22 protein-coding genes are annotated in these 20,176 nt (G+C 66.6%); 12 read left to right on the top strand and 10 right to left on the bottom strand.

Going from position 1 to position 20,176, the window contains the following annotated elements; all coding sequences use genetic code 11:
• Positions 1-100 precede the first annotated feature (100 nt).
• The 3 genes from AC3IMC_RS19580 to AC3IMC_RS19570 form a co-directional block, all read right to left on the bottom strand.
• Positions 101-304: a cold-shock protein gene (locus tag AC3IMC_RS19580; RefSeq protein ID WP_009357211.1), complete on the bottom strand. Its 204-nt coding sequence runs from the start codon at positions 302-304 to the stop codon at positions 101-103.
• Between the two features lie 131 nt (positions 305-435).
• Complete coding sequence (locus tag AC3IMC_RS19575; RefSeq protein ID WP_490920510.1) at positions 436-1,062, bottom strand: response regulator; 627 nt, start codon at positions 1,060-1,062, stop codon at positions 436-438.
• Entirely contained in the window at positions 1,059-2,285 is a 1,227-nt protein-coding gene (locus AC3IMC_RS19570) for a sensor histidine kinase (RefSeq protein WP_490920508.1), read from the bottom strand. The genes AC3IMC_RS19575 and AC3IMC_RS19570 overlap by 4 nt, the downstream gene beginning before the upstream one ends.
• A gap of 186 nt (positions 2,286-2,471) precedes the next feature.
• Here AC3IMC_RS19570 and AC3IMC_RS19565 point away from each other — a divergent pair, with 186 nt between their 5' ends.
• Positions 2,472-3,050, top strand: coding sequence for a GlcG/HbpS family heme-binding protein (locus AC3IMC_RS19565; RefSeq protein WP_490920507.1), 579 nt, complete (start codon positions 2,472-2,474; stop codon positions 3,048-3,050).
• Between the two features lie 9 nt (positions 3,051-3,059).
• Positions 3,060-3,701 (top strand): ankyrin repeat domain-containing protein, encoded by a 642-nt coding sequence (locus AC3IMC_RS19560; protein ID WP_490920506.1) that lies wholly within the window; start codon positions 3,060-3,062, stop codon positions 3,699-3,701.
• 120 nt (positions 3,702-3,821) lie between these two features.
• On the opposite strand, the gene AC3IMC_RS19555 is transcribed toward AC3IMC_RS19560, so the two are convergent.
• From AC3IMC_RS19555 to AC3IMC_RS19540, 4 genes are read right to left on the bottom strand one after another with little or no spacing between them, the layout of a single operon-like run.
• On the bottom strand, positions 3,822-5,006 hold the full coding sequence (locus tag AC3IMC_RS19555; protein WP_490920505.1) for an acetyl-CoA acetyltransferase: 1,185 nt from the start codon (positions 5,004-5,006) through the stop codon (positions 3,822-3,824).
• Entirely contained in the window at positions 5,003-5,674 is a 672-nt protein-coding gene (locus AC3IMC_RS19550; protein WP_490920503.1) for a CoA transferase subunit B, read from the bottom strand. The genes AC3IMC_RS19555 and AC3IMC_RS19550 overlap by 4 nt, the downstream gene beginning before the upstream one ends.
• A 43-nt stretch (positions 5,675-5,717) precedes the next feature.
• On the bottom strand, positions 5,718-7,157 hold the full coding sequence (locus AC3IMC_RS19545; RefSeq protein WP_490920502.1) for a short-chain fatty acid transporter: 1,440 nt from the start codon (positions 7,155-7,157) through the stop codon (positions 5,718-5,720).
• A 53-nt stretch (positions 7,158-7,210) separates the two neighbouring features.
• The gene (locus AC3IMC_RS19540; protein WP_490920500.1) at positions 7,211-7,927 is read right to left on the bottom strand and encodes a CoA transferase subunit A; all 717 of its coding nucleotides are present in this window, start codon (positions 7,925-7,927) and stop codon (positions 7,211-7,213) included.
• Between the two features lie 168 nt (positions 7,928-8,095).
• Here AC3IMC_RS19540 and AC3IMC_RS19535 point away from each other — a divergent pair, with 168 nt between their 5' ends.
• Positions 8,096-8,899 carry an IclR family transcriptional regulator gene (locus AC3IMC_RS19535; protein ID WP_490920498.1) on the top strand — a complete coding sequence of 268 codons (804 nt, stop codon included), beginning with the start codon at positions 8,096-8,098 and terminating at the stop codon, positions 8,897-8,899.
• Between the two features lie 75 nt (positions 8,900-8,974).
• On the opposite strand, the gene nadE is transcribed toward AC3IMC_RS19535, so the two are convergent.
• Positions 8,975-9,829 (bottom strand): NAD(+) synthase, encoded by an 855-nt coding sequence (nadE, locus tag AC3IMC_RS19530; RefSeq protein WP_490920496.1) that lies wholly within the window; start codon positions 9,827-9,829, stop codon positions 8,975-8,977.
• Positions 9,830-9,904: 75 nt separating this feature from the next.
• On the opposite strand from nadE, the gene pyrE reads away from it, so the two are divergent.
• The 4 genes from pyrE to AC3IMC_RS19510 all read left to right on the top strand — a co-directional run bounded on the left by pyrE (position 9,905) and on the right by AC3IMC_RS19510 (position 14,478).
• Positions 9,905-11,797 carry an orotate phosphoribosyltransferase gene (gene pyrE / locus AC3IMC_RS19525; RefSeq protein WP_490920495.1) on the top strand — a complete coding sequence of 631 codons (1,893 nt, stop codon included), beginning with the start codon at positions 9,905-9,907 and terminating at the stop codon, positions 11,795-11,797.
• A 101-nt stretch (positions 11,798-11,898) separates the two neighbouring features.
• Positions 11,899-12,666 (top strand): GAF and ANTAR domain-containing protein, encoded by a 768-nt coding sequence (locus AC3IMC_RS19520; protein ID WP_490920493.1) that lies wholly within the window; start codon positions 11,899-11,901, stop codon positions 12,664-12,666.
• 81 nt (positions 12,667-12,747) lie between these two features.
• Positions 12,748-13,368 carry a hypothetical protein gene (locus AC3IMC_RS19515; RefSeq protein WP_490920492.1) on the top strand — a complete coding sequence of 207 codons (621 nt, stop codon included), beginning with the start codon at positions 12,748-12,750 and terminating at the stop codon, positions 13,366-13,368.
• Positions 13,369-13,437: 69 nt separating this feature from the next.
• Positions 13,438-14,478 (top strand): thioesterase domain-containing protein, encoded by a 1,041-nt coding sequence (locus AC3IMC_RS19510; protein WP_490920491.1) that lies wholly within the window; start codon positions 13,438-13,440, stop codon positions 14,476-14,478.
• Here the strand turns inward: AC3IMC_RS19510 and AC3IMC_RS19505 are convergent.
• A complete protein-coding gene (locus AC3IMC_RS19505) occupies positions 14,475-15,311 on the bottom strand; it encodes an HAD-IIA family hydrolase (protein WP_454483679.1) in 837 nt (278 codons plus the stop codon). The genes AC3IMC_RS19510 and AC3IMC_RS19505 overlap by 4 nt on opposite strands.
• A gap of 84 nt (positions 15,312-15,395) precedes the next feature.
• Between AC3IMC_RS19505 and AC3IMC_RS19500 the strand changes: the two genes are divergently transcribed.
• The 3 genes from AC3IMC_RS19500 to AC3IMC_RS19490 all read left to right on the top strand — a co-directional run bounded on the left by AC3IMC_RS19500 (position 15,396) and on the right by AC3IMC_RS19490 (position 17,617).
• Entirely contained in the window at positions 15,396-16,052 is a 657-nt protein-coding gene (locus AC3IMC_RS19500; protein ID WP_490920489.1) for a TrmH family RNA methyltransferase, read from the top strand.
• 122 nt (positions 16,053-16,174) lie between these two features.
• Complete coding sequence (fbaA, locus tag AC3IMC_RS19495; protein ID WP_490920487.1) at positions 16,175-17,194, top strand: class II fructose-bisphosphate aldolase; 1,020 nt, start codon at positions 16,175-16,177, stop codon at positions 17,192-17,194.
• A complete protein-coding gene (locus tag AC3IMC_RS19490; protein ID WP_490920485.1) occupies positions 17,195-17,617 on the top strand; it encodes a DUF3151 domain-containing protein in 423 nt (140 codons plus the stop codon).
• An 81-nt stretch (positions 17,618-17,698) separates the two neighbouring features.
• Here the strand turns inward: AC3IMC_RS19490 and AC3IMC_RS19485 are convergent, their stop codons facing one another.
• Entirely contained in the window at positions 17,699-18,331 is a 633-nt protein-coding gene (locus tag AC3IMC_RS19485) for a uracil-DNA glycosylase family protein (RefSeq protein WP_490920483.1), read from the bottom strand.
• A gap of 290 nt (positions 18,332-18,621) precedes the next feature.
• Here AC3IMC_RS19485 and AC3IMC_RS19480 point away from each other — a divergent pair, with 290 nt between their 5' ends.
• Together AC3IMC_RS19480 and AC3IMC_RS19475 are read left to right on the top strand one after the other, a co-directional pair.
• Positions 18,622-19,686 (top strand): M14 family zinc carboxypeptidase, encoded by a 1,065-nt coding sequence (locus AC3IMC_RS19480; protein ID WP_490920481.1) that lies wholly within the window; start codon positions 18,622-18,624, stop codon positions 19,684-19,686.
• Between the two features lie 243 nt (positions 19,687-19,929).
• Positions 19,930-20,176: adenylosuccinate synthetase (locus AC3IMC_RS19475; RefSeq protein WP_490920479.1), on the top strand; the 247-nt coding region annotated here is incomplete at its 3' end.

Here is a 20,176-nt window from a genome sequence, read left to right as displayed (position 1 = left end):
GCAGGACAGGCCTGCGCCATCAATAGGACAACGGCCCCGCCAACAAGGTTGGCGGGGCCGCTGTTTGGGGTCCCGGCGTGCGCCGGAGGCCGCCGAAGACTTAGAGCGGGCGGATGTTCTCTGCCTGCGGACCCTTCGGTCCCTGGGTCACATCGAATTCGACCTTCTGGTTCTCGTCCAATGAGCGGTAGCCGCTGGTGGCGATTGCCGAGTAGTGGGCGAAAACGTCAGCGGACCCGTCATCGGGGGCAATGAAGCCAAAACCCTTTTCGGCGTTGAACCATTTAACTGTGCCTGTTGCCATGGCTGCATTCCTTCATGTGACTCTGATTCTCTCCCCAGGAATCATCCCGGAGTGCGCGGGAGTTCGTCCCCCACTGTCCCCAAAGTACGGGGCGCGGGGCCGCTGTGCAAGGGTAGGCGCGATAAACGCGGTTACCGCATGCCTTCCCGGCGTATGGCAGTGGCAATCGCGGCGGCGCGGGTTTCCACTCCCAGCTTGGCGTAGATATGCGCCAGATGGGTCTTGACGGTGGCTTCGGAGATGAACAGGCGCCTGCCGAGCTCGCGGTTGCTGAGTCCTTCGGTCAGCAGGCTGAGCAGCTCCGCTTCCCGTGGTGTCAGGATGGCGTCCGGGTTCCGCAGCTGCTGGAAGAGCCTGGATGCAACCGGCGGGCTCATGACGCTCTTGCCCTGGACAGCACCCCGGATCGCCGCGAAGATCTCCTCGGGAGCAGCGTCCTTCAGCAGGTAGCCCATGGCGCCCGCGTCCACCGCGCGGACAATATCGGCATCGGAGTCGTACGTGGTGAACACCAGGATCGCCTGGCTGCCGTCGCCTTCCCGAAGCCGCCTGATTGCCTCAATTCCGTCCATTCCCGGCCCCATGGCGAGGTCCATGACCACCACGGCAGGGCTATGTTGCCGGACCAGCTGGAGCGCCTCCTCCCCGGAGGACGCCTCGGCTACCACCTCAATGTCCGGCTGCGTGCCCAGCAATGCGCGCAAGCCGCTCCGGACCACCAGATGGTCATCCACGAGAAGCACGGTGACTGGGCTCATGTCTCCGCCTCCAGGGGCAGTTGCGCCGCCACGACTGTCCCTTCCCCCGGCGCGCTCTCCACCGAGAACAGGCCGCCCAGCTGTTCCACCCGCTGCCGCATGGCCCGCAGTCCGTACCCGCCGGTGCCCGACGGCGGTGCTGCCGCCGCCGGATCAAAGCCGGCGCCGTCGTCGTAAATATCCAAGGTGACGGCGTCCGGAAGGAAGCCCAGCGTTACGGTGGCCACGGACGCCGAGGCATGCAGCCGGATATTGGAAGCCGCGCTCTGCGCCACTCGGAGCAGGGCATGCCGGACTTCCGGGGACACGGTACGCGGCTCACCGGTCACCGTGAGGCGGGCTTCGGGCATGTACTGCCGTGCGGCCAGCAGTACCGCCTCGGGCAGCGGTGCGGCGTCCAGTCCTGGGGACGCCAGCTCGTGGACCAGGCTCCGGGTCTCCGACAGGCTGGCACGAAGCAGGCCGGTAGCCTGGCGGACGTCGTCGCGCGCTGCGGCATCGGGCCATGCCCGGTCCGCGGCTTCGAGCAGGAGCAGGCTGCTGGCCAGGCCCTGTGTGACGGTGTCATGGATTTCCCGGGAGACCCGCTCCCGTTCCGCGATGGTGCCTGCACGGCGTTCACTGGCCGCCAGCTGCCCCTGGGCGCTGCTGACCTCCGCATGCAGGCGGCGCTGCTCTTCGGCGTCGCGCTGTATCCGGTCGTAGATGAGGGTCAGCATGGTGCCCACGGCCAGGGGTCCCAGAAGCATCGCCACGTCGGTGCCGCTGCCCAGGCGGAACAGTCCGACGGCGGTGGCGACCGTAATGGCTCCCGCCAGGACGTAGGCTGCCGTGCCTCGCAGGGCGCTTCGGCACAGGAAGAAAAGGGCGAAGGAACACCACGCGAAGCTTGGCGCTGCGACCACCAGCACGGCCCACACAGCTACGAGAACCACGACCCAGGCCGCCCCGGCCCGGTCCTGTGCGGACAGCAGGGCTACGACGGCGTAGAGCATGCACGCGGCAGCGGCAAGTGCCAGGACCACCAGGTTGTCCGCGGGGCTGTGGCGCATGACGTAGCGGACAGCCGAGGCCACCAGGAGCAGGGCGAAGCCAGCATGGACAGTCAACCCGATACTGCCCAGGGGGCCGGTCCGCGTGAGCGGATCCATGCCAAGGCGGCGGCTGCCCCCGGCAGTGGCTACAGCGGGGCCGGGGTCTGGACTGGTGTCTGTGGCGGGCATGGCATCCGGATCTGGTGGGAAACGCTGCCTTCCATGCTAGGGCTCGCGGACCGTCCCGTCCCTCAGCCTTTTGGCTGATATGGCCGGCCTTTTGGCGGAGCAGGGACGCGCCAACCGCCTGATGGCAGGAACCGCACGCCCCGGAAGGATGGAAGCAGCAATCCCGACCAAACGAAGGAAAACACCATGAAGACGTCCCGCAAGGTATTCGCCGCCGCAGCAGCCGGAGCCCTCCTGGTCACTGCCGGGGCAACCGCCGCCGCCAACGCCGGAACCGCCGGCGCAGGCGGCACGCAAGCACCCGCCGTCGTACCTGCAGCAGACGTGCAGCCGGCCCCGGAAACCGTGGTGCAGCAAAACCGCATCACTGTTGGCGCATCAGCGCAGGCCGTCAACGCGGCCCTCGCCAAGTGCCAGGCGGACAAGCTACCGTTCGTCACCGTTGCGCTCGTGGACAGGTTCGGCACGGTCCAGGCGCTGCTGCGCGGCGACAACGCCGCCGAACACACCATCGAGGCAGCCAAGCAGAAGGCCTACACGGCAGCGGCCTTTGGCGCGCCCACCAGCGAGTTGGCCAAACGCGTCAACGGAAACGGCCCGTCCATCGCCGACCTCCCCGGCACCCTGTTCCTGGCCGGCGGAGTCCCGCTGAAGGTCAACGGTGTCTCCGTGGCCGGCATCGGCGTGGGGGGCGCCCCTGATGGAGCCCTGGACGAAGCCTGCGCGGTGGCCGGAGCCGAGGCCATCGCAGGCGCCACTAAGTAGGGTTCAAGCATGAGGCGCGGCAGCACCGCAGCACTGATGGCCGTGGCCGGGATGCTCCTCGCTGCCTGCCAGGCGAGTCCAGGGGAGCCACAGGAAGTGAACCCCGCCGTCCCCGCCAGCCCGGCGGCGTCGGCACCCCCGCTGGACTCCGAAGCACAGGCGCGACTGGACCAGGAACTGGTCGCCGCGGCCAAGGCCAACGACGCACCCAGGGTCGCCGGACTGATTGGCAGTGGCGGCAACGTCAACGCCAAGGACTCCATTCAGGACTCGGCGTTCCTCTATGCCGGGGCGGAGGGCTTCAACGAGGTGCTGCAGTTGACGTTGGCCGCCGGGGCCGACGTCACCAGCACCAACCGTTATGGCGGCACAGCGCTCATCCCGGCCAGCGAGCACGGCCACGTGGAGACCGTGAAGATCCTCATCGCAGCCGGTGTCCCGGTAGACCACGTGAACAACCTGGGCTGGACCGCAATGCAGGAGGCCGTCCTGCTGAACAACGGCGGCCCGCGCCAGCTGGAGGTGGTGCGGCTGCTGCTGGATGCCGGCGCCGACCCCGGCATCCGCGACCCGGATGGCCGCACGGCGCTGCAGAACGCCGAGCGGCTGGGATTTGGGGACATTGCTGCCCTCATCCGAAGTCACGGCTAGTCGCTTCCGCTCGCGTCACGCTGGAATTCCCCACCTTTGCCGGACTAACGACGACGGCGCGCCGCACTTTTGGTGCGACGCGCCGCCGTCGTGCTCGATAGTTGGGGAGATTCAGCGGCCCTAGACCGCTTCAAGCACGCTCACGTAGTTGGCGATGCCCACGCCGCCCATGTTCTGTACAGCGGCGCGGCGGGGGCCGGCCAGCTGCATGTCGCCCGCGGTCCCGGTGAGCTGCATCGCGGTGATGACGTGCTGGGAGACGCCGGTGGCTCCCACCGGGTGGCCCTTGGCTTTGAGGCCTCCCGAGACGTTGATGGGAAGCTTGCCGTCCTTGAAGACCCAGCCTTCCTTTACCGCGCGGGCGCCCTGGCCGGGTTCGGTGAGGCCGATGGCTTCGTACATGAGCAGTTCGGCGATGGTGAAGCAGTCGTGGACCTCCGCGAAGTCAAGGTCTTCCAGTCCCACGCCGGCCATTGCCATCGCGCGCTGCCAGGAGGCGCGGGTCGCGGCGAACGCGGTGGGGTCCCGGCGGTCGGTGGGGAAGAAGTCGTTCGCCTGGCCGAAGCCGGCGAGCCGGACCGGGGCGGTGGCTCCCCCGGTAGGGGCCAGGGACAGCACTACGGCGGCGGCGCCGTCGGACACAGGGGAGCAGTCGGTGCGGCGCAGCGGGTCTGCGACCATGGGGTTCTTGTCCGAGACGGTCTGGCAGAACTCCTCGCCGAGGTCCTTCCGGAGCTGGGCGTAGGGGTTGTCGACGCCGTTGCGGTGGTTCTTCGCCGCGATGGTGCCCAGCACGTCGGACACAGTGCCGTAACGCTTCTCGTAGTGCTTGGCCACTTCTGCGAAGAGGCCGGTGAAGCCCGTGGTGGAGGGCTTGCCTGCCATGTCGTAGTCCGCACCGAGCAGTGCGGCACCCACAACGTCGGCGCCGGCGTGGGTCATCTTCTCGGCGCCAATGACCAGGACCGTCTTTGCCGTGCCGGCCAGCAGCGACTTGGTGCCCTGCTGGAACGCCGCCGAGCCGGAAGCGCAGGCGTTCTCCACCCGGGTGGAGGGGACGTTGGCCAGGTCCGGTGAAACCTGCAGCGCCAGCGAGGACGGGAAGGCCAGCGGCATCATGCCGGAGTTGAACTGGCCCACGTAGATCTCGTCGATCTGGCCCGGCTCGATGCCGGCGTTGCCGATCGCCTCGGAAGCCACCTGGACGATGAGGGACTCGAGGGTCTCCTCTGTCAGCTTGCCGAACTTGCTGTGCCCCCAGCCGGTGAGCAGGACATCCTTGCCGAACTGTTCCTTCAAGCTCATGCTGCCACTTCCTCGTTCTCGAGCCGGACTGTAAAGTCGGCTTCGGTTTTGCTCTGGATGTCCTCTACGGTGACCCCTGGGGCAAGCCGGGTCAGCGTGAGCCGCCGCCCGCCGTCGTCGTCCTTAATCAGGTCGAAGACTGCCAGGTCGCTGATGATCCGGTCCACGCAGCTGAGCCCGGTCAGGGGGAGGGTGCACTCGCGCACGATCTTCGCGGTGCCGTCCTTGGCATTGTGCTCGGTGAGGACCACCACCCGCGGCGTCCCGGCCACCAGGTCCATGGCACCGCCCATGCCCTTGACCATCTTGCCCGGGATGGTCCAGTTGGCCAGGTCGCCGTTGCCGGAGACCTGCATCGCGCCCAGGATGGCCACCTTGACGTGGCCGCCGCGGATCATGCCGAAGGAGGTGGCGGAGTCGAAGATACTGCCGCCGGGCAGGACCGTCACGGTCTGCTTGCCGGCGTTAATGAGGTCGGCGTCCTCCTCGCCTTCGTACGGGAACGGGCCCATGCCCAGCAGCCCGTTTTCGCTCTGCAGGACAACCCGCACGCCGTCGGGCAGGTTGTTGGCCACCAGCGTGGGGATGCCGATGCCCAGGTTCACGTAGTCGCCGTCGTTCAGTTCCTCGGCGGCGATCGCAGCCATCTGGTCCCTGGTCCATGCCATGGGGTTTCTCCTTTTGTCTTGTTTACCGCAGTGTTCGTTGAGGTCAGTTCGGTATAACCGGTGGCACGAAGTCGAAGGTCATTCCCAGCAGCCAGGCCAGCAGCAGGACCACCGGCAGGTGGAACAGGAACTGCTGGAACGTGAAGCCCACCAGGTCCCGGGCGCGCAGGCCCAGCACCGCCAGCAGCGGCAGCATGAAGAACGGGTTGATCAGGTTGGGCAGCGCTTCAGCCATGTTGTAGATCTGCACGGTCCAGCCAAGGTTCATGTTCACGTCCGTGGCGGACTGCATCACGTACGGCGCCTCCACCAGCCATTTGCCGCCGCCCGACGGCACAAACATGCCGAGGAACGCCGTGTAGAGGGCGATGATGACGGCGAACGCGCCGTTGCCGCCGATGCTGGTGAAGAAGTGTGCGAGGTGCTCGGACACCGAGAGGCCGCCTGCGCCGGCGGCTTTGGTCAGGATCGCTGCCATCGCCGCATACAGGGGAAACTGCACCAGGATTCCCGCTGTGGCGGGGACAGCCTTGCTGACTGACTGGAGGAACCTGCGCGGCGTCCCGTGCAGCACGAGCCCCAGCATGAGGAAGACCAGCAGGTACCCGTTGAGCGAGCTGACCACGCTCAAAATGGGCAGCGTCAGAAGCTGGGACACCAGCCAGCCCAGGGTCAGGACGCCGGCGAGTACGGGCAGCACGCGGCTGTATTCGAGCCATTCGCCCGGACGAGACTGTTCCGCCGGAGGTTCGGGCTGGTCATTGAGGTCCACGCCCAGATCGGCAGCGGTCCTGATCGCGCTGCCCGTGGGGGCCGAAAAGTGCGCTATGACCGTTGTCAGCAGCATGAGGATGGCCAGCGTCAGCAGGGACTGCCAGGTGAAGATGGTGGTGCCGAAGTCCAGGACACCGGTGATCTTCAGCAGCGCCGGGGGAATGGACGCCTTGGTTGCCTGCAGCTGGGCAGCCGAGGAGGACATGCCCAGCGCCCATACGGCTCCCAGCCCCATGAAAGCCGCTGCACCCAGGGCCCGGTAGTCCACCTGGAGGTCCCGGCGGCGGGCTATGGCGCGTGCCAGGAGTCCGCCGAAGATCAGGCTCAGCCCCCAGTTCACGAAGGACACCGACATGGACATGACGGCCACAAAGCTCACGGCAGTGCGCGCGGAGCCCGGCACCTGTGCCAGCCGCTCGATCAAACGGGCCACCGGGGGTGCGGTGGCCACCACGTAGCCGGTCAGCACCACCATCGCCATCTGCAGGGTAAAGGCCGTGAGGTCCCAGAAGCCGTTGCCGAACGAATCCACCACGGCCTTGGGCGAAGCGCCGATGGCCAGCGCCGCAATGGCCACCAGCAGCACCCCGGCCAGGGCGAAGATGTAGGCATCCGGGAACCATTTCTGGGTCCATCCGGCCAGCTTTTCAGCCATCCGGGCCAGGCCCTTTTGCCGGACGTCCCGGTGGTTGAGTTGCGCGGTGGTCATGAGGGGTTTTCTCTCTCCATTGAGTAGATCAGAACTGCGGCGCTGGATGCGGCCTAGGCGGAAACGAGATCGGTGCGCTGCCGGACGGTCCGCTGCTCGATGTCCTTGGCCCGGCCGGTGGCCTGCACCAGCCGCTGGACGAAGACGCCCGGGGTCACGATGTGGTTCGGGTCCAGGTCCCCGGGCTGCAGGATCACCTCGGCCTCGGCGATGGTCAGCTGTCCCGCCGTGGCCACCACGGGGTTGAAGTTCCGGGCGGTGTAGCGGTAGATGAGGTTGCCGTCGGTGTCCGCGGTGTGGGCGTGGACCAGTGCGACGTCGGCCCGGATGGCCCGTTCCTGGACATACGTTTCGCCGTCGAACACCTCGTGCGGCTTGCCTTCGGCCACCAGCGTTCCCACACCGGTCTTGGTGTAGAAAGCCGGGATGCCCGCACCGCCGGCGCGGAGCCGCTCGGCGAGGGTGCCCTGCGGCGTGAACTCCACCTCAAGCTTGCCTGCAAGGTACTGCTCGGCGAAGAGCTTGTTCTCGCCCACGTAGGAGGCGATGACCTTGCGGACCTGGCCACCCTCGATCAGGACCCCCAGGCCCTTGCCGTCCACGCCCATGTTGTTGGAGACGACGGTGAGGTCCTTCACGCCTGAATCGCGGACGGCTTCGATCAGGTCGGCAGGAATGCCGCTGAGGCCGAAGCCGCCGACGGCGAGGGTAATGCCGTCCCGGAGTGCCCCTTCGAGGGACGCGGCGGCGGAGGGCTGCAGTTTCTTCATGTCGACTCCTCATTGAGCGCTGGGTCAGTCCATTTTATGGACGTTGGCTTCTGCATGTGGAGACTACGGGTGCTCTGATTCCGCTGTCAAGCAACCCATATCGCCGTTTTTACAGTGTGGACGGTAGGATCAGATGTATCCACAATATGGACGGATAGGGAGGTTTTCATGACTTCGGTACCAGTGCAGGGCGCCCAGGTGGTGGCTCGCGCAGCGGCACTGCTGCGGCTCGTAGGCCGCAGCCCCGAGGGCATGCCGCTTGCCGGCCTGGTCCGGGAATCAGGGCTGACGCGGCCCACCGTCCACCGGCTCCTGTCCTCACTCGCCTCAGAGGGGCTGCTGGACCACGACCCCATCACCGGCAACTGGGTGCTGGGACCGGAAGTCCTCCTGATGGGTTCGGTGGCATCCGCCAGGTTTCCACTGGAGGACATCGCCCGGCCCAGCCTGCGCAGGCTTGCCGAAGCGACAGGGGAGAGCGCCTTCTTTTCCATCCGGCGCGGCGGGGAGACGGTCTGCCTGCTGCGGGAGGAGGGCAGCTTTCCGGTGCGGTCCTTCGTGCTGCACGAAGGCGTCCGGTTTCCCCTGGGCGTGGCCTCGGCGGGGACGGCCATCATGGCCTTCCTGCCGGAGGATGAGCAGGAGGAACTGCTGGCCCGGTGGCCGGCGCACGCAGGGGACTTCGCAGCGAACCACACCCCTGCGCGGGTGCGGGAGAACCTCGTCCGCACCAGGCTGGCGGGCTACTCGGTGAATCCCGGGATGGTGCTGGAAGGCAGCTGGGGGATGGGGGCCGCGGTGTTTGACAGGTCCGGAAAGCCGGCCTGGGCGCTGTCCCTGACCGGCATCGAACCGCGCTTCAAACCTGCCCGGCAGCCCGAACTGGGCGCCCTCCTGATGGCGGAGGCGCACCGGATCACGCAGCAGCTGGGCGGCGAGGCCGCCCCGCCAAAGCAGCCCGGCTTTGCCTGAAGACGACGACGGCGCGCCGCCCCTTTGCGGTGCGGCGCGCCGTCGTGCTTCCCAAAAGTGGGCTGCTTCGGCTGGCTAGAGACCCGCGCGGGGCTCCTCCGGGCCCTCGTGCTTCCACCAGGTATCGAAAATGGTGACCGGGACGGTGCGCTTGTGGCGGGTGCGCAGGTACTTCTGTTCGATCGACTCGGCGACGGACTCGGGAACGTCGCGGCCTTCCAGGTAGTCGTCGATCTGGTCGTAGGTCAGGCCCAGCTCGTCCTCGTCAGTGCGGCCGGGCCGGTCGTCGAGCAGGTCGGCGGTGGGGACTTTCCCCCAGACCCGCTCGGGCGCCCCGAGCTCAGCGAGCAGGGCACGGTTCTGCCGCTTGTTCAGGCCAAACAGGGGCAGGATGTCCGCGCCGCCGTCGCCGTACTTGGTGAAGAATCCCGTCACTGATTCGGCGCCGTGGTCGGTTCCGATGACCAGGTAGTTGTGTTCGCCCGCCAGTGCATACTGTGCGATCATGCGGGTGCGGGCCTTGGTGTTGCCCTTGTGGAAGTCGGAAATCTCCGAGCCCACCGTCTTTTCGAACTCGTCCTCGAAACCGTCCACGGCGGCGGAGATGTTGAAGGTCCATTCCGTTTTGGCCTTGATGAAGTCCAGGGCCGCCTGGGCGTCCTCCTCATCATGCTGCACGCCGTAGGGCAGACGGACGGCCACGAAATTGGCCTCCACGCCCTCGGCTTCGAGCTCATCCACGGCCAGCTGCGCCAGCTTCCCGGCGAGGGAGGAATCCAGGCCGCCGGAAATGCCCAGGACAAAGCCCTTGGTACCGGTGGCCTTCAGGTATTCCTTGAGGAACGCGACGCGCTTGCGCACCTCCCCTGCGGGATCGATCCGGGGCTGGACGCCCATTTCTTCAATGATCTTGGCCTGGAGTTCGCGCATGTGGTCCAGCCTAGCCAGCGCTGTCAACAACCCTCAACTGTTCCGGCCGGGCGTTCAGCGGCGTACCGTACAGGCATGGAACGGACGGGGTGTGCTGTTGTGGGCGGTGGACCGGCTGGCATGGTGCTTGGCCTGCTGCTGGCAAGGGCCGGCGTGCAGGTCGCGGTCCTGGAGAAGCACAGCGACTTCCTGCGTGATTTCCGCGGTGACACTGTGCACCCGTCCACCATCCGGCTGATTGACGAACTTGGCCTGGGCGACGGGTTCCGCAAACTGCCCCAAAGCCGCCTGCGGGGAGTCGCGGTTCCTGTCCCCGGCAAAGGGATGGTCGCGCTGGCCGATTTCTCCTCCTTGAAGCCTCCCTACGACTACATAGCGATGATGCCCCAGTGGGACCTCCTCGACTTCCTTGCCTCCGCGGCCGCCGCCGAGCCGGGCTTCACGCTCCTCATGGACCATGAGGCCACGGGCTTGGAGTTCGACGGCGGACGCGTCGCCGGGGTGCGCTACCGGGCGGCGGGTGCAGCTGGCCCGAGTGGGGAGTCGGTGCTGCTCGCCGACGTCGTGGTGGCAGCGGACGGCCGCAAATCGGTCCTGCGCCGGGCCGCCGGGCTGCATCCCAAGGAATATCCGGTGCCCTTTGACACCTGGTGGTTCAAACTCCCACGCCGCGCGTCCGAAAGGGGCGAGATCGCCGGAGTAGTCCCGTCCCTGGGGGACCGGGACGCGATGATCGCCCTCAACCGCACCGACTACTACCAGATGGGCTACCTGGCACCCAAAGGGGATGATGCCAGGATCCGTGCGGGCGGCGTGGAACGGTTCAGGCAGCGCGTGGCGGCACTCCGCCCGGACCTTGCCGACAGGGTGGACTCCATCCGGTCCCTTGATGACCTGCACTGGCTGGACGTCCGGCTGGACCGGCTGCCGCGCTGGTACGTGGACGGGTTCCTGTGCATCGGCGACGCCGCCCACGCGATGTCGCCCGCAGGCGGGGTGGGGATCAACCTCGCCATCCAGGATGCTGTGGCCGCGGCGGCGCGGCTGGCACCGGACCTGCTCCGGGGCCGAGTGACTGCGAAGACCCTGGCTGCCGTGCAGCGGCGCCGCGCGATGCCGACGGTTGCGGTCCAGGCCGTGCAGCGGCTCATGCACCGCGTGATCTTCGTTCCCCTGTTTGCGGGGACGTTGTCCGGCGACGTACTGGCACGGAAGAGACCCGGGGCGTCGGTCAGCTGGCAGCGGCTGCTTTTCTTCGTCCTGCGCCATAACCCTGTGGTGCGGCGCCTCCTGCCCCGGCTTATCGGCTTCGGACCGCGCCCGGAGCACGCACCCGCGTTCGCCCGCCCGGCTGCCATTCCGCCACCCACTAAACTGGAGTCCATGACTTCCCCCACTGACGCGGCTGTAGACACGGCCGCTGCCCGCGCCCGACTGCTCGAACTGATCAAGGAACTCGCCGTGGTCCGCGGCAAGGTGATCCTTTCCAGCGGGGCAGAGGCGGACTACTACATCGACCTGCGCCGCATCACCCTGCACCACGAGGCCTCCAAGCTGGTGGGCCAGGTCATGCTCGCGCTGGCGGACGAGGCCGGGATCGATTTCGAATGCGCCGGCGGGCTCACCATGGGTGCCGACCCGGTTGGCACTGCCGTAATGCACGCGGCCGTTGACGCCGGCCGCAGCGTTGACGCGTTCGTGGTGCGGAAGGCACAGAAGTCCTACGGCATGGGCCGCCAGGTGGAGGGGCCGTCCGTCGAGGGACGCAAGGTGCTGGTCCTGGAAGACACTTCCACCACGGGCGGCTCGGCGCTGACAGCCGTGGAGGGCGTCCGGAAAGCCGGCGGCAACGTGGTGGCGGTGGCAGTGATTGTGGACCGCGATACCGGGGCCAAGGAAAAGATCGAAGCCGAAACCGGCGTTCCCTACCTGTACGCCTTCGGCAAGGACGAACTGGGACTCGTTTAGCCTGCACACACTGACGTCAGCCCCAGGTGCCGGCCCTTGGACCGGTACCTGGGGTGTCTTATCATGGGCTGTAACCCTTTAGTACCTTGGAGACCCGCAGCATGCTCCCCCCCAGCCGGGCCCTGAGCCCTACCGACCAGGTCCAGAACCTTATCCTGGAAAGCGCCGATTTCGAGGAGTTCCTCAACCAGTTGGCGCGCTTCTCCGCGCACCAGATGGCGGGCGAAGGCGACGATGCCCTGTGCGGCATCACGTTGCTCCGTGACCGCAAGGCAGCCACCATCGGGTGGAGCAGCCCTTCGGCCCGTGAGGTGGACGAGATCCAGTACTCCCTGTCGCAGGGTCCGTGCCTCACCGCGGCGGAGGAAGGGCGCGAAGTCTACGTTCCGGACCTGTTCCAGGAGGACCGGTGGGGACCGGACTATGCTGCCGCGGTTGCCTCGCACGGGCTCCGTTCGGTTTTTTCCCTGCCGTTCAACCTGCAGGGCGAGGCCAAGGCCGCCCTGAACCTGTACTCCGACGCCCCACACAAGTTCGACGGATCCGCCGCCGCCAGGGCGCGGGACTTCACCCGGGAAATTTCTGAAGCATTGCGTCTGGCCGTCCGGTTCTCGCTGCATGCCGACAGTGCCGCCAACCTTCGTGCCACCCTCGAGTCGCGGACCATCATCGACATCGCCATCGGCATCGTCATGGCGCAAAACCGCTGCAGCCAGGACGCCGCGGTCGAAATCCTCACCGAGGCGTCCAGCAACAGCAACACCAAGCTGCGGGACATCGCCAAGTCGCTGGTGGATTCCGTGGGCGGCGCCGGCGCCCGGACGCACTACCAGGAACCTACCAAGGCGCGGCCAGGCGGCGCCGCCTGAGGGGCGGCTTGTGTGGTGCCTGCCCGCGGGTTACGCTTGCCGAGGTTGAGCCGTCGGCCATAGACCTCTTTTGGAGTACCTATGGACCATGCGCTAGACGCACTCGTTAACCTTGATGTCCCAGCTGACATCGTCCGGATTGAAGTCCGGGGGACCCTTCACAACGATTCCCGTGCCGAACTGGTCCACATCATCCGCCGGGTCCGGAGGATGGGCATCCGCTGCCGTATCTGCGTTGACCTTTCCCAGGCTGCGCTCGTCGAATCCTCCGCCCTGGCCGGGTTGCGGGCAGACCTGAACGCCATTGCCGCGAACTCTTTGCCGGGTATTACCTCCGCCGGGGTCGGCCTTCAGCTCGCGCCCTCCGGACATGACCGGGGCGCGCAGGACCCGTCCAGCCGCCAGCCGCTCCTGGTGGATGACGACGTCAGGGAGCTGTTCCCCGGCGGCGAGTTCGCAGGGGAATTCCCCCAACTCCCCGTGATGTGGATCGAGGAGCTGTACGGCCGCCCGCTGGCCGACTATACGGACGAGGAACTGCTCCAGTCCAGCGATTTCCTCTTTGCGCTGCTGGACAGCCCGGAGGCGCCCGACGGCGCGGACCTGCTGGGCCGCTACAACGACATCGGCCTCGAAATCCTCCGCCGCCGGCAGGCCCCCCAAGCGCCTTACCCGGCCGCGGAGGGCCAGGCCGCCAGCTGACCCGGCGTCGCCGAAAGGTTACGTCCCGCTCCTTGCGGCGGTATCTTCCGGTGTGCCTACGGTAGTGGTGTGCCGTTTGAGGGAGAAGTGAATCCGCAGGACCGGCGCGGGACCCCCCAAGCCCGGCTGCTGGCGGAGTCGGCTGCCCTCAAGCGCTTCTCGCGCCGTTCCTTCCTCGGCGGCGCGGGGGCAGCCTCCCTGCTTGCCGCAGACATGCTGCTCACCCGCGAAGTCCAGTCCCAGCGGCGCAGCACCCGGATTCTCCAGGTTGCCGACGATTTCGCCGATGCCTACTACCCGGACGCCAGCTGGTTCCTGTTCCCGGGGTACAAGACCAGCTGGGAAGAAGCGCAGTGGATCCTCAACACGCTCCGCGGCGCGCTCAACAAGCGCGCCCGGCTCGCCGCCGTCGGCTATTCCAATCTGGGCCTGAACATCAACGAGGTGGTCAACGCCATCGTGGACTACATCTCCGCCGAGAAGATCAGCAAGCTCTTCTTTTACGGACACAGCTTCGGCGGGATGCTGGCGACCCAGGTTGCTGCCCGCCTCCTGGCGGCCCACGGCGTGGAGGTGCAGTTCATCCTCCTGGACTCCAGCCCCTACAGCGCGCACGACGTGCTGGACCAGAGCTGGTTCGACGGCGTCGTGTTCCTCTACGAGCGCGGCTTCCGCTTCCCCTCGACCCTGCGCGGCGGGTACGAGCTGGGGGAGCGGATCATCCACAAGGACGAACGGAGCTGGCGGCAGATCCTGGACCAGACCCTCGAGCAGTTGTCCCCGATCGCCCCGTCCAGCGTGCTGGTCCAGACCGAGTCCGCGTACATCTACCACTTCGACGGAAACCAGTTCGCCGGCAAGCTCGGGAAGGCCAAAATGGCCTACCTGGGCAATCCGAAGGACCAGACCGTTGCCTACGAAACCGCGGTGGAAACCTGGGCGGTGGTGTTCAAGGACAACATGGTCTCCAGCAACCTGCAGACCACCGGTGCCGCCCCGGCACACGCCAGCCCGGGCTGGAACCCCCAGGTCTACCGGCCGCTCCTGACGGACCTGCTGGACGAGTTCGTGCCGCTGCCCCGGGGCGGTTCACGGGTGAGTATCTTCTAGATCTGGTTCTTCAGGTCCGCCACCGAGTTCAGGACCTGGTTGGGCCGGAACGGGTAGGCCGCAATGTCGTCCTTGTGGGTGATGCCGCTCAGGACCAGGACCGTGTGCAGCCCCGCCTCCATGCCGGCGATGATGTCGGTGTCCATCCGGTCACCGATCATGGCGGTGGTCTCGGAGTGGGCGTCGATCTGGTTCATCGCGCTGCGGAACATCATGGGGTTCGGCTTGCCCACAATGTACGGTTCACGGCCCGTGGCCTTGCTGATCAGCGCGGCGATGGCGCCGGTGGCGGGCATGGGCCCGTCCTTGGAGGGACCCGTGGCGTCCGGGTTGGTGGCGATGAAGCGGGCGCCGGCCAGGATCAGGCGGATGGCGGTGGTGATCGCTTCGAAGGAGTACGTCCTGGTCTCGCCGAGCACCACGAAGTCGGGGTTCTGGTCGGTGAGGATGAAGCCGGCCTCATGCAGCGCCGTCGTCAGCCCTGCCTCGCCGATGGTGTACGCGCGGTTGCCCGATTCCGAACCCCCGGCGGACACCTGGTCCTTCAGGAACTGGGCCGTGGCCAGGGCGGAGGTCCAGATGTTCTCCTCCGGGATCTCCAGGCCCGAAGCGCGCAGGCGGGCAGCGAGGTCACGCGGGGTGAAGATGGAGTTGTTGGTCAGCACCAGGAACCGCTTGGAGGTATCCACCCAGCGCTGGATCAGTTCCGCCGCACCCGGAATCGGCTGGTTCTCATGGACCAGCACGCCGTCCATGTCCGTCAGCCAGCACTCGATTTCCTGGCCGCTGCGGTACACCGCCGGGTTGCCTGCCACCTGGTCTGCTTCTGCCATGCCTGTCCTCCACCTGATGAATGCGCCTGTGCTGAAAGCCCCAAAGGTCCAGTCTAGTGTTGAGGGGTGAACCAGACGCCCGCCATGACAGACGAACCCGACCACGCACCCGGGGAGGGTGCGCCGGAAAAGGCGGAGGTCGGCGTCGGGCCCTGGGAAGGGGAACTGCCCGAAGGTGACCACTGGGACCCCGACCTCCTCGCGGACGGCGACCGTCGGAACGTCCTGGACAAGTACCGCTACTGGAAGCACGAGGCAATCGTGGCGGAGCTGGACTCGCGCCGGCACAACTTCCACGTGGCTATCGAGAACTGGCAGCACGACCTGAATATCGGCACCGTGGTGCGCACCGCCAACGCCTTCCTTGCCAAGGAAGTGCACATCATCGGCCGACGGCGGTGGAACCGGCGCGGCGCCATGGTCACCGACCGCTACCAGCACGTCCGCCACCACCCCACGGTTGAGGACTTCGTCCGGTGGGCGCAGGGGGAGGGGCTGGCGATCATCGGGGTCGACATCTTCCCGGACTCGGTGCCGCTGGAGACCTACGACCTGCCCCGGGACTGCGTGCTGGTCTTCGGGCAGGAAGGCCCGGGCCTGACGCAGGAAGTCCACCAGGCCGCCGTCGCCACCTTGTCCATCGAACAGTTCGGCTCCACCCGCTCCATCAATGCCGCCTCCGCGGCCGCGATTGCCATGCACGCGTGGATCCGCCGGCACGTCTTCAACCAGCACGTCTGAGTGTTACTGAGCGGTGACCCGAAGCACTCTCCCGGCGCGGAAATGGCTAGGATGGTGCCAAGCCGTAAGCGGTCTACTTGAGGGTCATCCACCCACAGACGAAACTCAGCAGAGGAGCCAGCATGCCCATTGCAACCCCAGAGATCTACTCCGAGATGATCGACCGTGCGAAGGCGGGCGGCTTCGCGTTCCCGGCCGTTAACGTCACGTCCTCGCAGACGCTGAACGCCGCGCTGCGCGGTTTCGCCGAGGCCGAGTCCGACGGCATCGTGCAGGTCTCCACCGGCGGTGCAGCCTACTGGTCCGGTGCCTCCACCAAGGACATGGTTGCCGGTTCCCTGGGCTTCGCAGCCTTCGCCCGCGAAGTGGCCAAGAACTACGGCGTGAACATCGCGCTGCACACCGACCACTGCCCCAAGGACAAGCTGGACGGCTTCGTCCTGCCGCTGCTCGCAGCCTCCGAAGCCGAAGTCAAGGCCGGCCGCAACCCGCTGTTCAACTCCCACATGTGGGACGGCTCCGCCGAGACGCTGCAGGACAACCTCCGCATCGCCCGCGAGCTGCTGCAGCGCACCGCCGCCGCGAAGATGATCCTCGAGGTTGAAATCGGCACCGTCGGCGGTGAAGAGGACGGCGTGGAGAACGAGATCAATGAAAAGCTCTACACCACCGTTGAGGACGCCCTGGCTACCGTTGAGGCACTGGGCTCCGGCGAGAACGGCCGCTACATCACCGCCCTGACGTTCGGCAACGTGCACGGCGTCTACAAGCCCGGCGGCGTCAAACTGCGCCCGGAAATCCTCAAGGACATCCAGGCCCAGGTCGGCGCGAAGATCGGCAAGGACAACCCGTTCGACCTCGTCTTCCACGGCGGCTCCGGCTCCTCGGACCAGGAGATCGCGGACGCCGTCTCCTACGGCGTGATCAAGATGAACATCGACACCGACACCCAGTACGCCTACACGCGTCCGGTGGCTGACCACATGTTCAAGAACTACGACGGCGTGCTCAAGGTTGACGGCGAAGTGGGCAACAAGAAGACCTACGACCCCCGCGTCTGGGGCGCCTCCGCCGAAGCCGGCCTGGCGGCCCGCGTGGTGGAAGCCACCAAGCAGCTCGGCTCGGCCGGAAAGACCTTCTAAGTGTCGGACGAATTCCGCAGGAACCTGATGGGCCCCGAGCCCACGCTCCTGCCTGCGGAAACCGAGGTCTACGGCCAGCTGGACGCCGGGCACGAGGCCCTGGACCTGGTGGCACAGCACCCCACCTCCTCGCTGCTCTGGGCCATCCTGGCCGAGGAGGCGTGGGCGGAGGGCCGCACCATCGATTCCTACGCCTACGCCCGGGTGGGCTACCACCGCGGCCTGGACTCGCTGCGCCGCAACGGCTGGCGCGGTGTTGGCCCCATTCCGTGGCAGCACGAGCCCAACCGCGGATTCCTGCGTGCGCTGTACTCCCTCGGCCGGGCTTCATCGGCCATCGGGGAAGCGGAGGAGCCGGAGCGGATCGAGAAGTTCCTCAACGACTCCGATCCTTCTGCCAAGGCGGCCATCGAAGGCTCCTAAGCGGAACGCGCTTAAACGGACGACGGCGGGTGGTCACCTTTCCATTGAAAGGTGGCCACCCGCCGTCGTTCTGCTCCGGGGTCAGGCCTTGCGGGCGATGCCCGTACGGGCCATCGCGTCGGCGTAGGCCGCACGCATGTCCTCCAGGTACTCTTCCTGGCGCGCCGGAGAGCCGGCGAAGGCGCGGCCGCTGAGGGACCGGACCTTGTAGGTCTTCAGGCCCCGGCGCCACAGCAGGGGAACTTCGGTCTTGAGCAGCAGGTTGGCCAGGCGGTTGGCTTCGGTGCCGTGCGCCACGATCACCGATGCGCGGGGCACCAGGGCCAGGAACTTCAGCAGGGGCTTCAGGCCGGCCTGCACCTGGTCCGGGGCGAACTTGCCGTTGGGTTCGCCGGGGACGTGCCAGGGGTGGACGTTCCACGGCATCACGAACTCGGGGCGCAAGCCCAGCTTCCACTGGATACCGAGCAGGCGCGTGGCGGCGTCCTGGTCGCCGGCAGTGATGAAGCCTGAGGGGTCAGCCGTACCGATATTGGAGAACAGGCTGATGATGCGGCATTCCTCCACGTCGTGCATGGGGTCCACGTAGGGCACTACCATTCCGGGCCTGGTGTCCTGCAGGGAATCGCACAGTTCGTTGACTGCTGCGACGTTGGGTTCATAGCGGCGGCTCAGGAGCTGTTCGTGGAATGTTTCGGGGGCCAGGGCGGTCATGAAGTGCTGGTTCTCCTGCGGGGATTGGCGTTGCTGCCGCCACCGGAACGGCACGCGGGGGCGCGACCGATCAGCGGCGGTTAATGGGGGTGGACCAACTCCTGGTCGGCCTCGTCCACTTTACCAAGCCCCCGGGAAGCGACGCGCCGGTGCCCGCGCCCGTAAATGACTTACAGGATTTGTCTATTCGATTGACAGAGTCCGTCCAGCTTGGTTGGCTCGAGTCACAGCCGAATGAGGGACATGGTGGCTGCCTGCATCACCGCACTCGAAGAAGAGGAAACCGCACTGTGAAGAAATCCCTGGCAACCTTCAGGAACCTGGCCCTTACCGGAGCCTTGGCGCTCGCCGTGGTGGCCGGCCCAGCCCCCTTGGCGCACGCCGTGGGCGAGGGGCCCACCTACGACGGCAACGGCCAGATCACCACCACAAAACTCGCAACCTATGACCAGATGGTCTCGTTCCTGAAGGACCAGGACGCCAAGCAGCCGGCGATGGAGCTGGAAGTGATCGGCCAGACCGTGAAAGGCCGGGATATCCACCTGGTCAAGTACATCTCGGACCCGGCCAAGCCCACCATCCTGTACCTGACGCAGCAGCACGGCAACGAGCAGCTCACCACGGAGGGCGCGCTGGAGTTCGTCAAGCACCTGGGAACCGGCAAATCGGCGGACATCCTGGAGGGCGTGAACATCCTCATCCTTCCGATGCTGAACGCGGACGGCGCCATGGGGGACGTGAACTTCTCCCTGGATGACTACCTGGCCAAGGGGGACCGCTACCTCACCCGCTACAACGCCGAGGGCGTGGACCTGAACCGCGACCACGTGGCCAAGATCCAGCCCGAGACCCAGGCGCTGCACAACAATGTGATGCGCAAGTACCGGATCGACTACATGATCGACCTGCACCACCAGGGCAGCCGCGCCGAGCGCGACGGCAAGCTGGTGTCCGGTTCCATCCTCTACCCCACCACGCCGAACGCCGACCCCGCCGTCGTCGAAAAGTCCAAGCAGCTCGGCGCCGTGGTCTTCAACAACGTCGACTCGACAGGCTGGGGCCACCTGGGCAAGTACCAGGGCGGCAGCGCCGAGACCATCAGCCGCAACGGCATTTCCGTGGAGTACGGGATCGCCACCCTCCTGTTCGAGATGCGCGGCATGTCTGACCACTACCTTGACGGCTACGCCCTGGGGCAGCGCAGCAACGGCTACCTGATCCAGCAGACGGTCACCACCCTGACGTCCACTGCGGCCGCCATCGCGGACGGTTCCATTACCGACGCCGACACCTCCTTCTGGGACACGCTTGCCGAACAGACGTCCCGGCCAGTCGGGGAAGCCGACGACGAGTAGCGCACCTTTACGGCCGCCGCGGCCCTTTACCCTGCGTCAAGAACCGCGGCGGCCTAACAAGTGGACAAAGTGCGCCATCGGCTAAACTTGGGTGGTAAGAGCCCCGGGGCCATTGCGTCCGCCGGTCCGTTCACGGAGCAGCGGAAGCCGGTCCACTCGGGGCATTCTCATGAACGGTGCTGCGTCAGGTCCGCCACTTCCGTGGCTGGTCCCGGGCAGCCCGAACGAATGGGGGAGGATCCCATGCCAGCAATTGTGATCGTAGGAGCCCAGTGGGGCGACGAAGGTAAAGGCAAGGCCACCGACCTGCTGGGCGGCCGTGTTGACTACGTCGTCAAGCCCAACGGCGGCAACAACGCCGGGCACACCGTCGTCGTAGGCGGTGAAAAGTACGAACTCAAACTGCTGCCCGCAGGCATTCTCAGCCCCAACGCAGTCCCCATCATCGGCAATGGCTGCGTGGTGAACCTCGAGGCGCTCTTCCAGGAAA

It is taken from the genome of Arthrobacter sp. E70 (genome assembly GCF_058266945.1).
This window is presented reverse-complemented; position numbering and strand designations above follow the sequence as displayed.

Bases quoted from the DNA above. Each gene is read 5' to 3' on its own strand.
- AC3IMC_RS19580 (WP_009357211.1), bottom strand. From the start codon at position 304: ATGGCAACAGGCACAGTTAAATGGTTCAACGCCGAAAAGGGTTTTGGC.
- AC3IMC_RS19575 (WP_490920510.1), bottom strand. From the start codon at position 1,062: ATGAGCCCAGTCACCGTGCTTCTCGTGGATGACCATCTGGTGGTCCGG.
- AC3IMC_RS19570 (WP_490920508.1), bottom strand. From the start codon at position 2,285: ATGCCCGCCACAGACACCAGTCCAGACCCCGGCCCCGCTGTAGCCACT.
- AC3IMC_RS19565 (WP_490920507.1), top strand. From the start codon at position 2,472: ATGAAGACGTCCCGCAAGGTATTCGCCGCCGCAGCAGCCGGAGCCCTC.
- AC3IMC_RS19560 (WP_490920506.1), top strand. From the start codon at position 3,060: ATGAGGCGCGGCAGCACCGCAGCACTGATGGCCGTGGCCGGGATGCTC.
- AC3IMC_RS19555 (WP_490920505.1), bottom strand. From the start codon at position 5,006: ATGAGCTTGAAGGAACAGTTCGGCAAGGATGTCCTGCTCACCGGCTGG.
- AC3IMC_RS19550 (WP_490920503.1), bottom strand. From the start codon at position 5,674: ATGGCATGGACCAGGGACCAGATGGCTGCGATCGCCGCCGAGGAACTG.
- AC3IMC_RS19545 (WP_490920502.1), bottom strand. From the start codon at position 7,157: ATGACCACCGCGCAACTCAACCACCGGGACGTCCGGCAAAAGGGCCTG.
- AC3IMC_RS19540 (WP_490920500.1), bottom strand. From the start codon at position 7,927: ATGAAGAAACTGCAGCCCTCCGCCGCCGCGTCCCTCGAAGGGGCACTC.
- AC3IMC_RS19535 (WP_490920498.1), top strand. From the start codon at position 8,096: ATGACTTCGGTACCAGTGCAGGGCGCCCAGGTGGTGGCTCGCGCAGCG.
- nadE (WP_490920496.1), bottom strand. From the start codon at position 9,829: ATGCGCGAACTCCAGGCCAAGATCATTGAAGAAATGGGCGTCCAGCCC.
- pyrE (WP_490920495.1), top strand. From the start codon at position 9,905: ATGGAACGGACGGGGTGTGCTGTTGTGGGCGGTGGACCGGCTGGCATG.
- AC3IMC_RS19520 (WP_490920493.1), top strand. From the start codon at position 11,899: ATGCTCCCCCCCAGCCGGGCCCTGAGCCCTACCGACCAGGTCCAGAAC.
- AC3IMC_RS19515 (WP_490920492.1), top strand. From the start codon at position 12,748: ATGGACCATGCGCTAGACGCACTCGTTAACCTTGATGTCCCAGCTGAC.
- AC3IMC_RS19505 (WP_454483679.1), bottom strand. From the start codon at position 15,311: ATGGCAGAAGCAGACCAGGTGGCAGGCAACCCGGCGGTGTACCGCAGC.
- AC3IMC_RS19500 (WP_490920489.1), top strand. From the start codon at position 15,396: ATGACAGACGAACCCGACCACGCACCCGGGGAGGGTGCGCCGGAAAAG.
- fbaA (WP_490920487.1), top strand. From the start codon at position 16,175: ATGCCCATTGCAACCCCAGAGATCTACTCCGAGATGATCGACCGTGCG.
- AC3IMC_RS19485 (WP_490920483.1), bottom strand. From the start codon at position 18,331: ATGACCGCCCTGGCCCCCGAAACATTCCACGAACAGCTCCTGAGCCGC.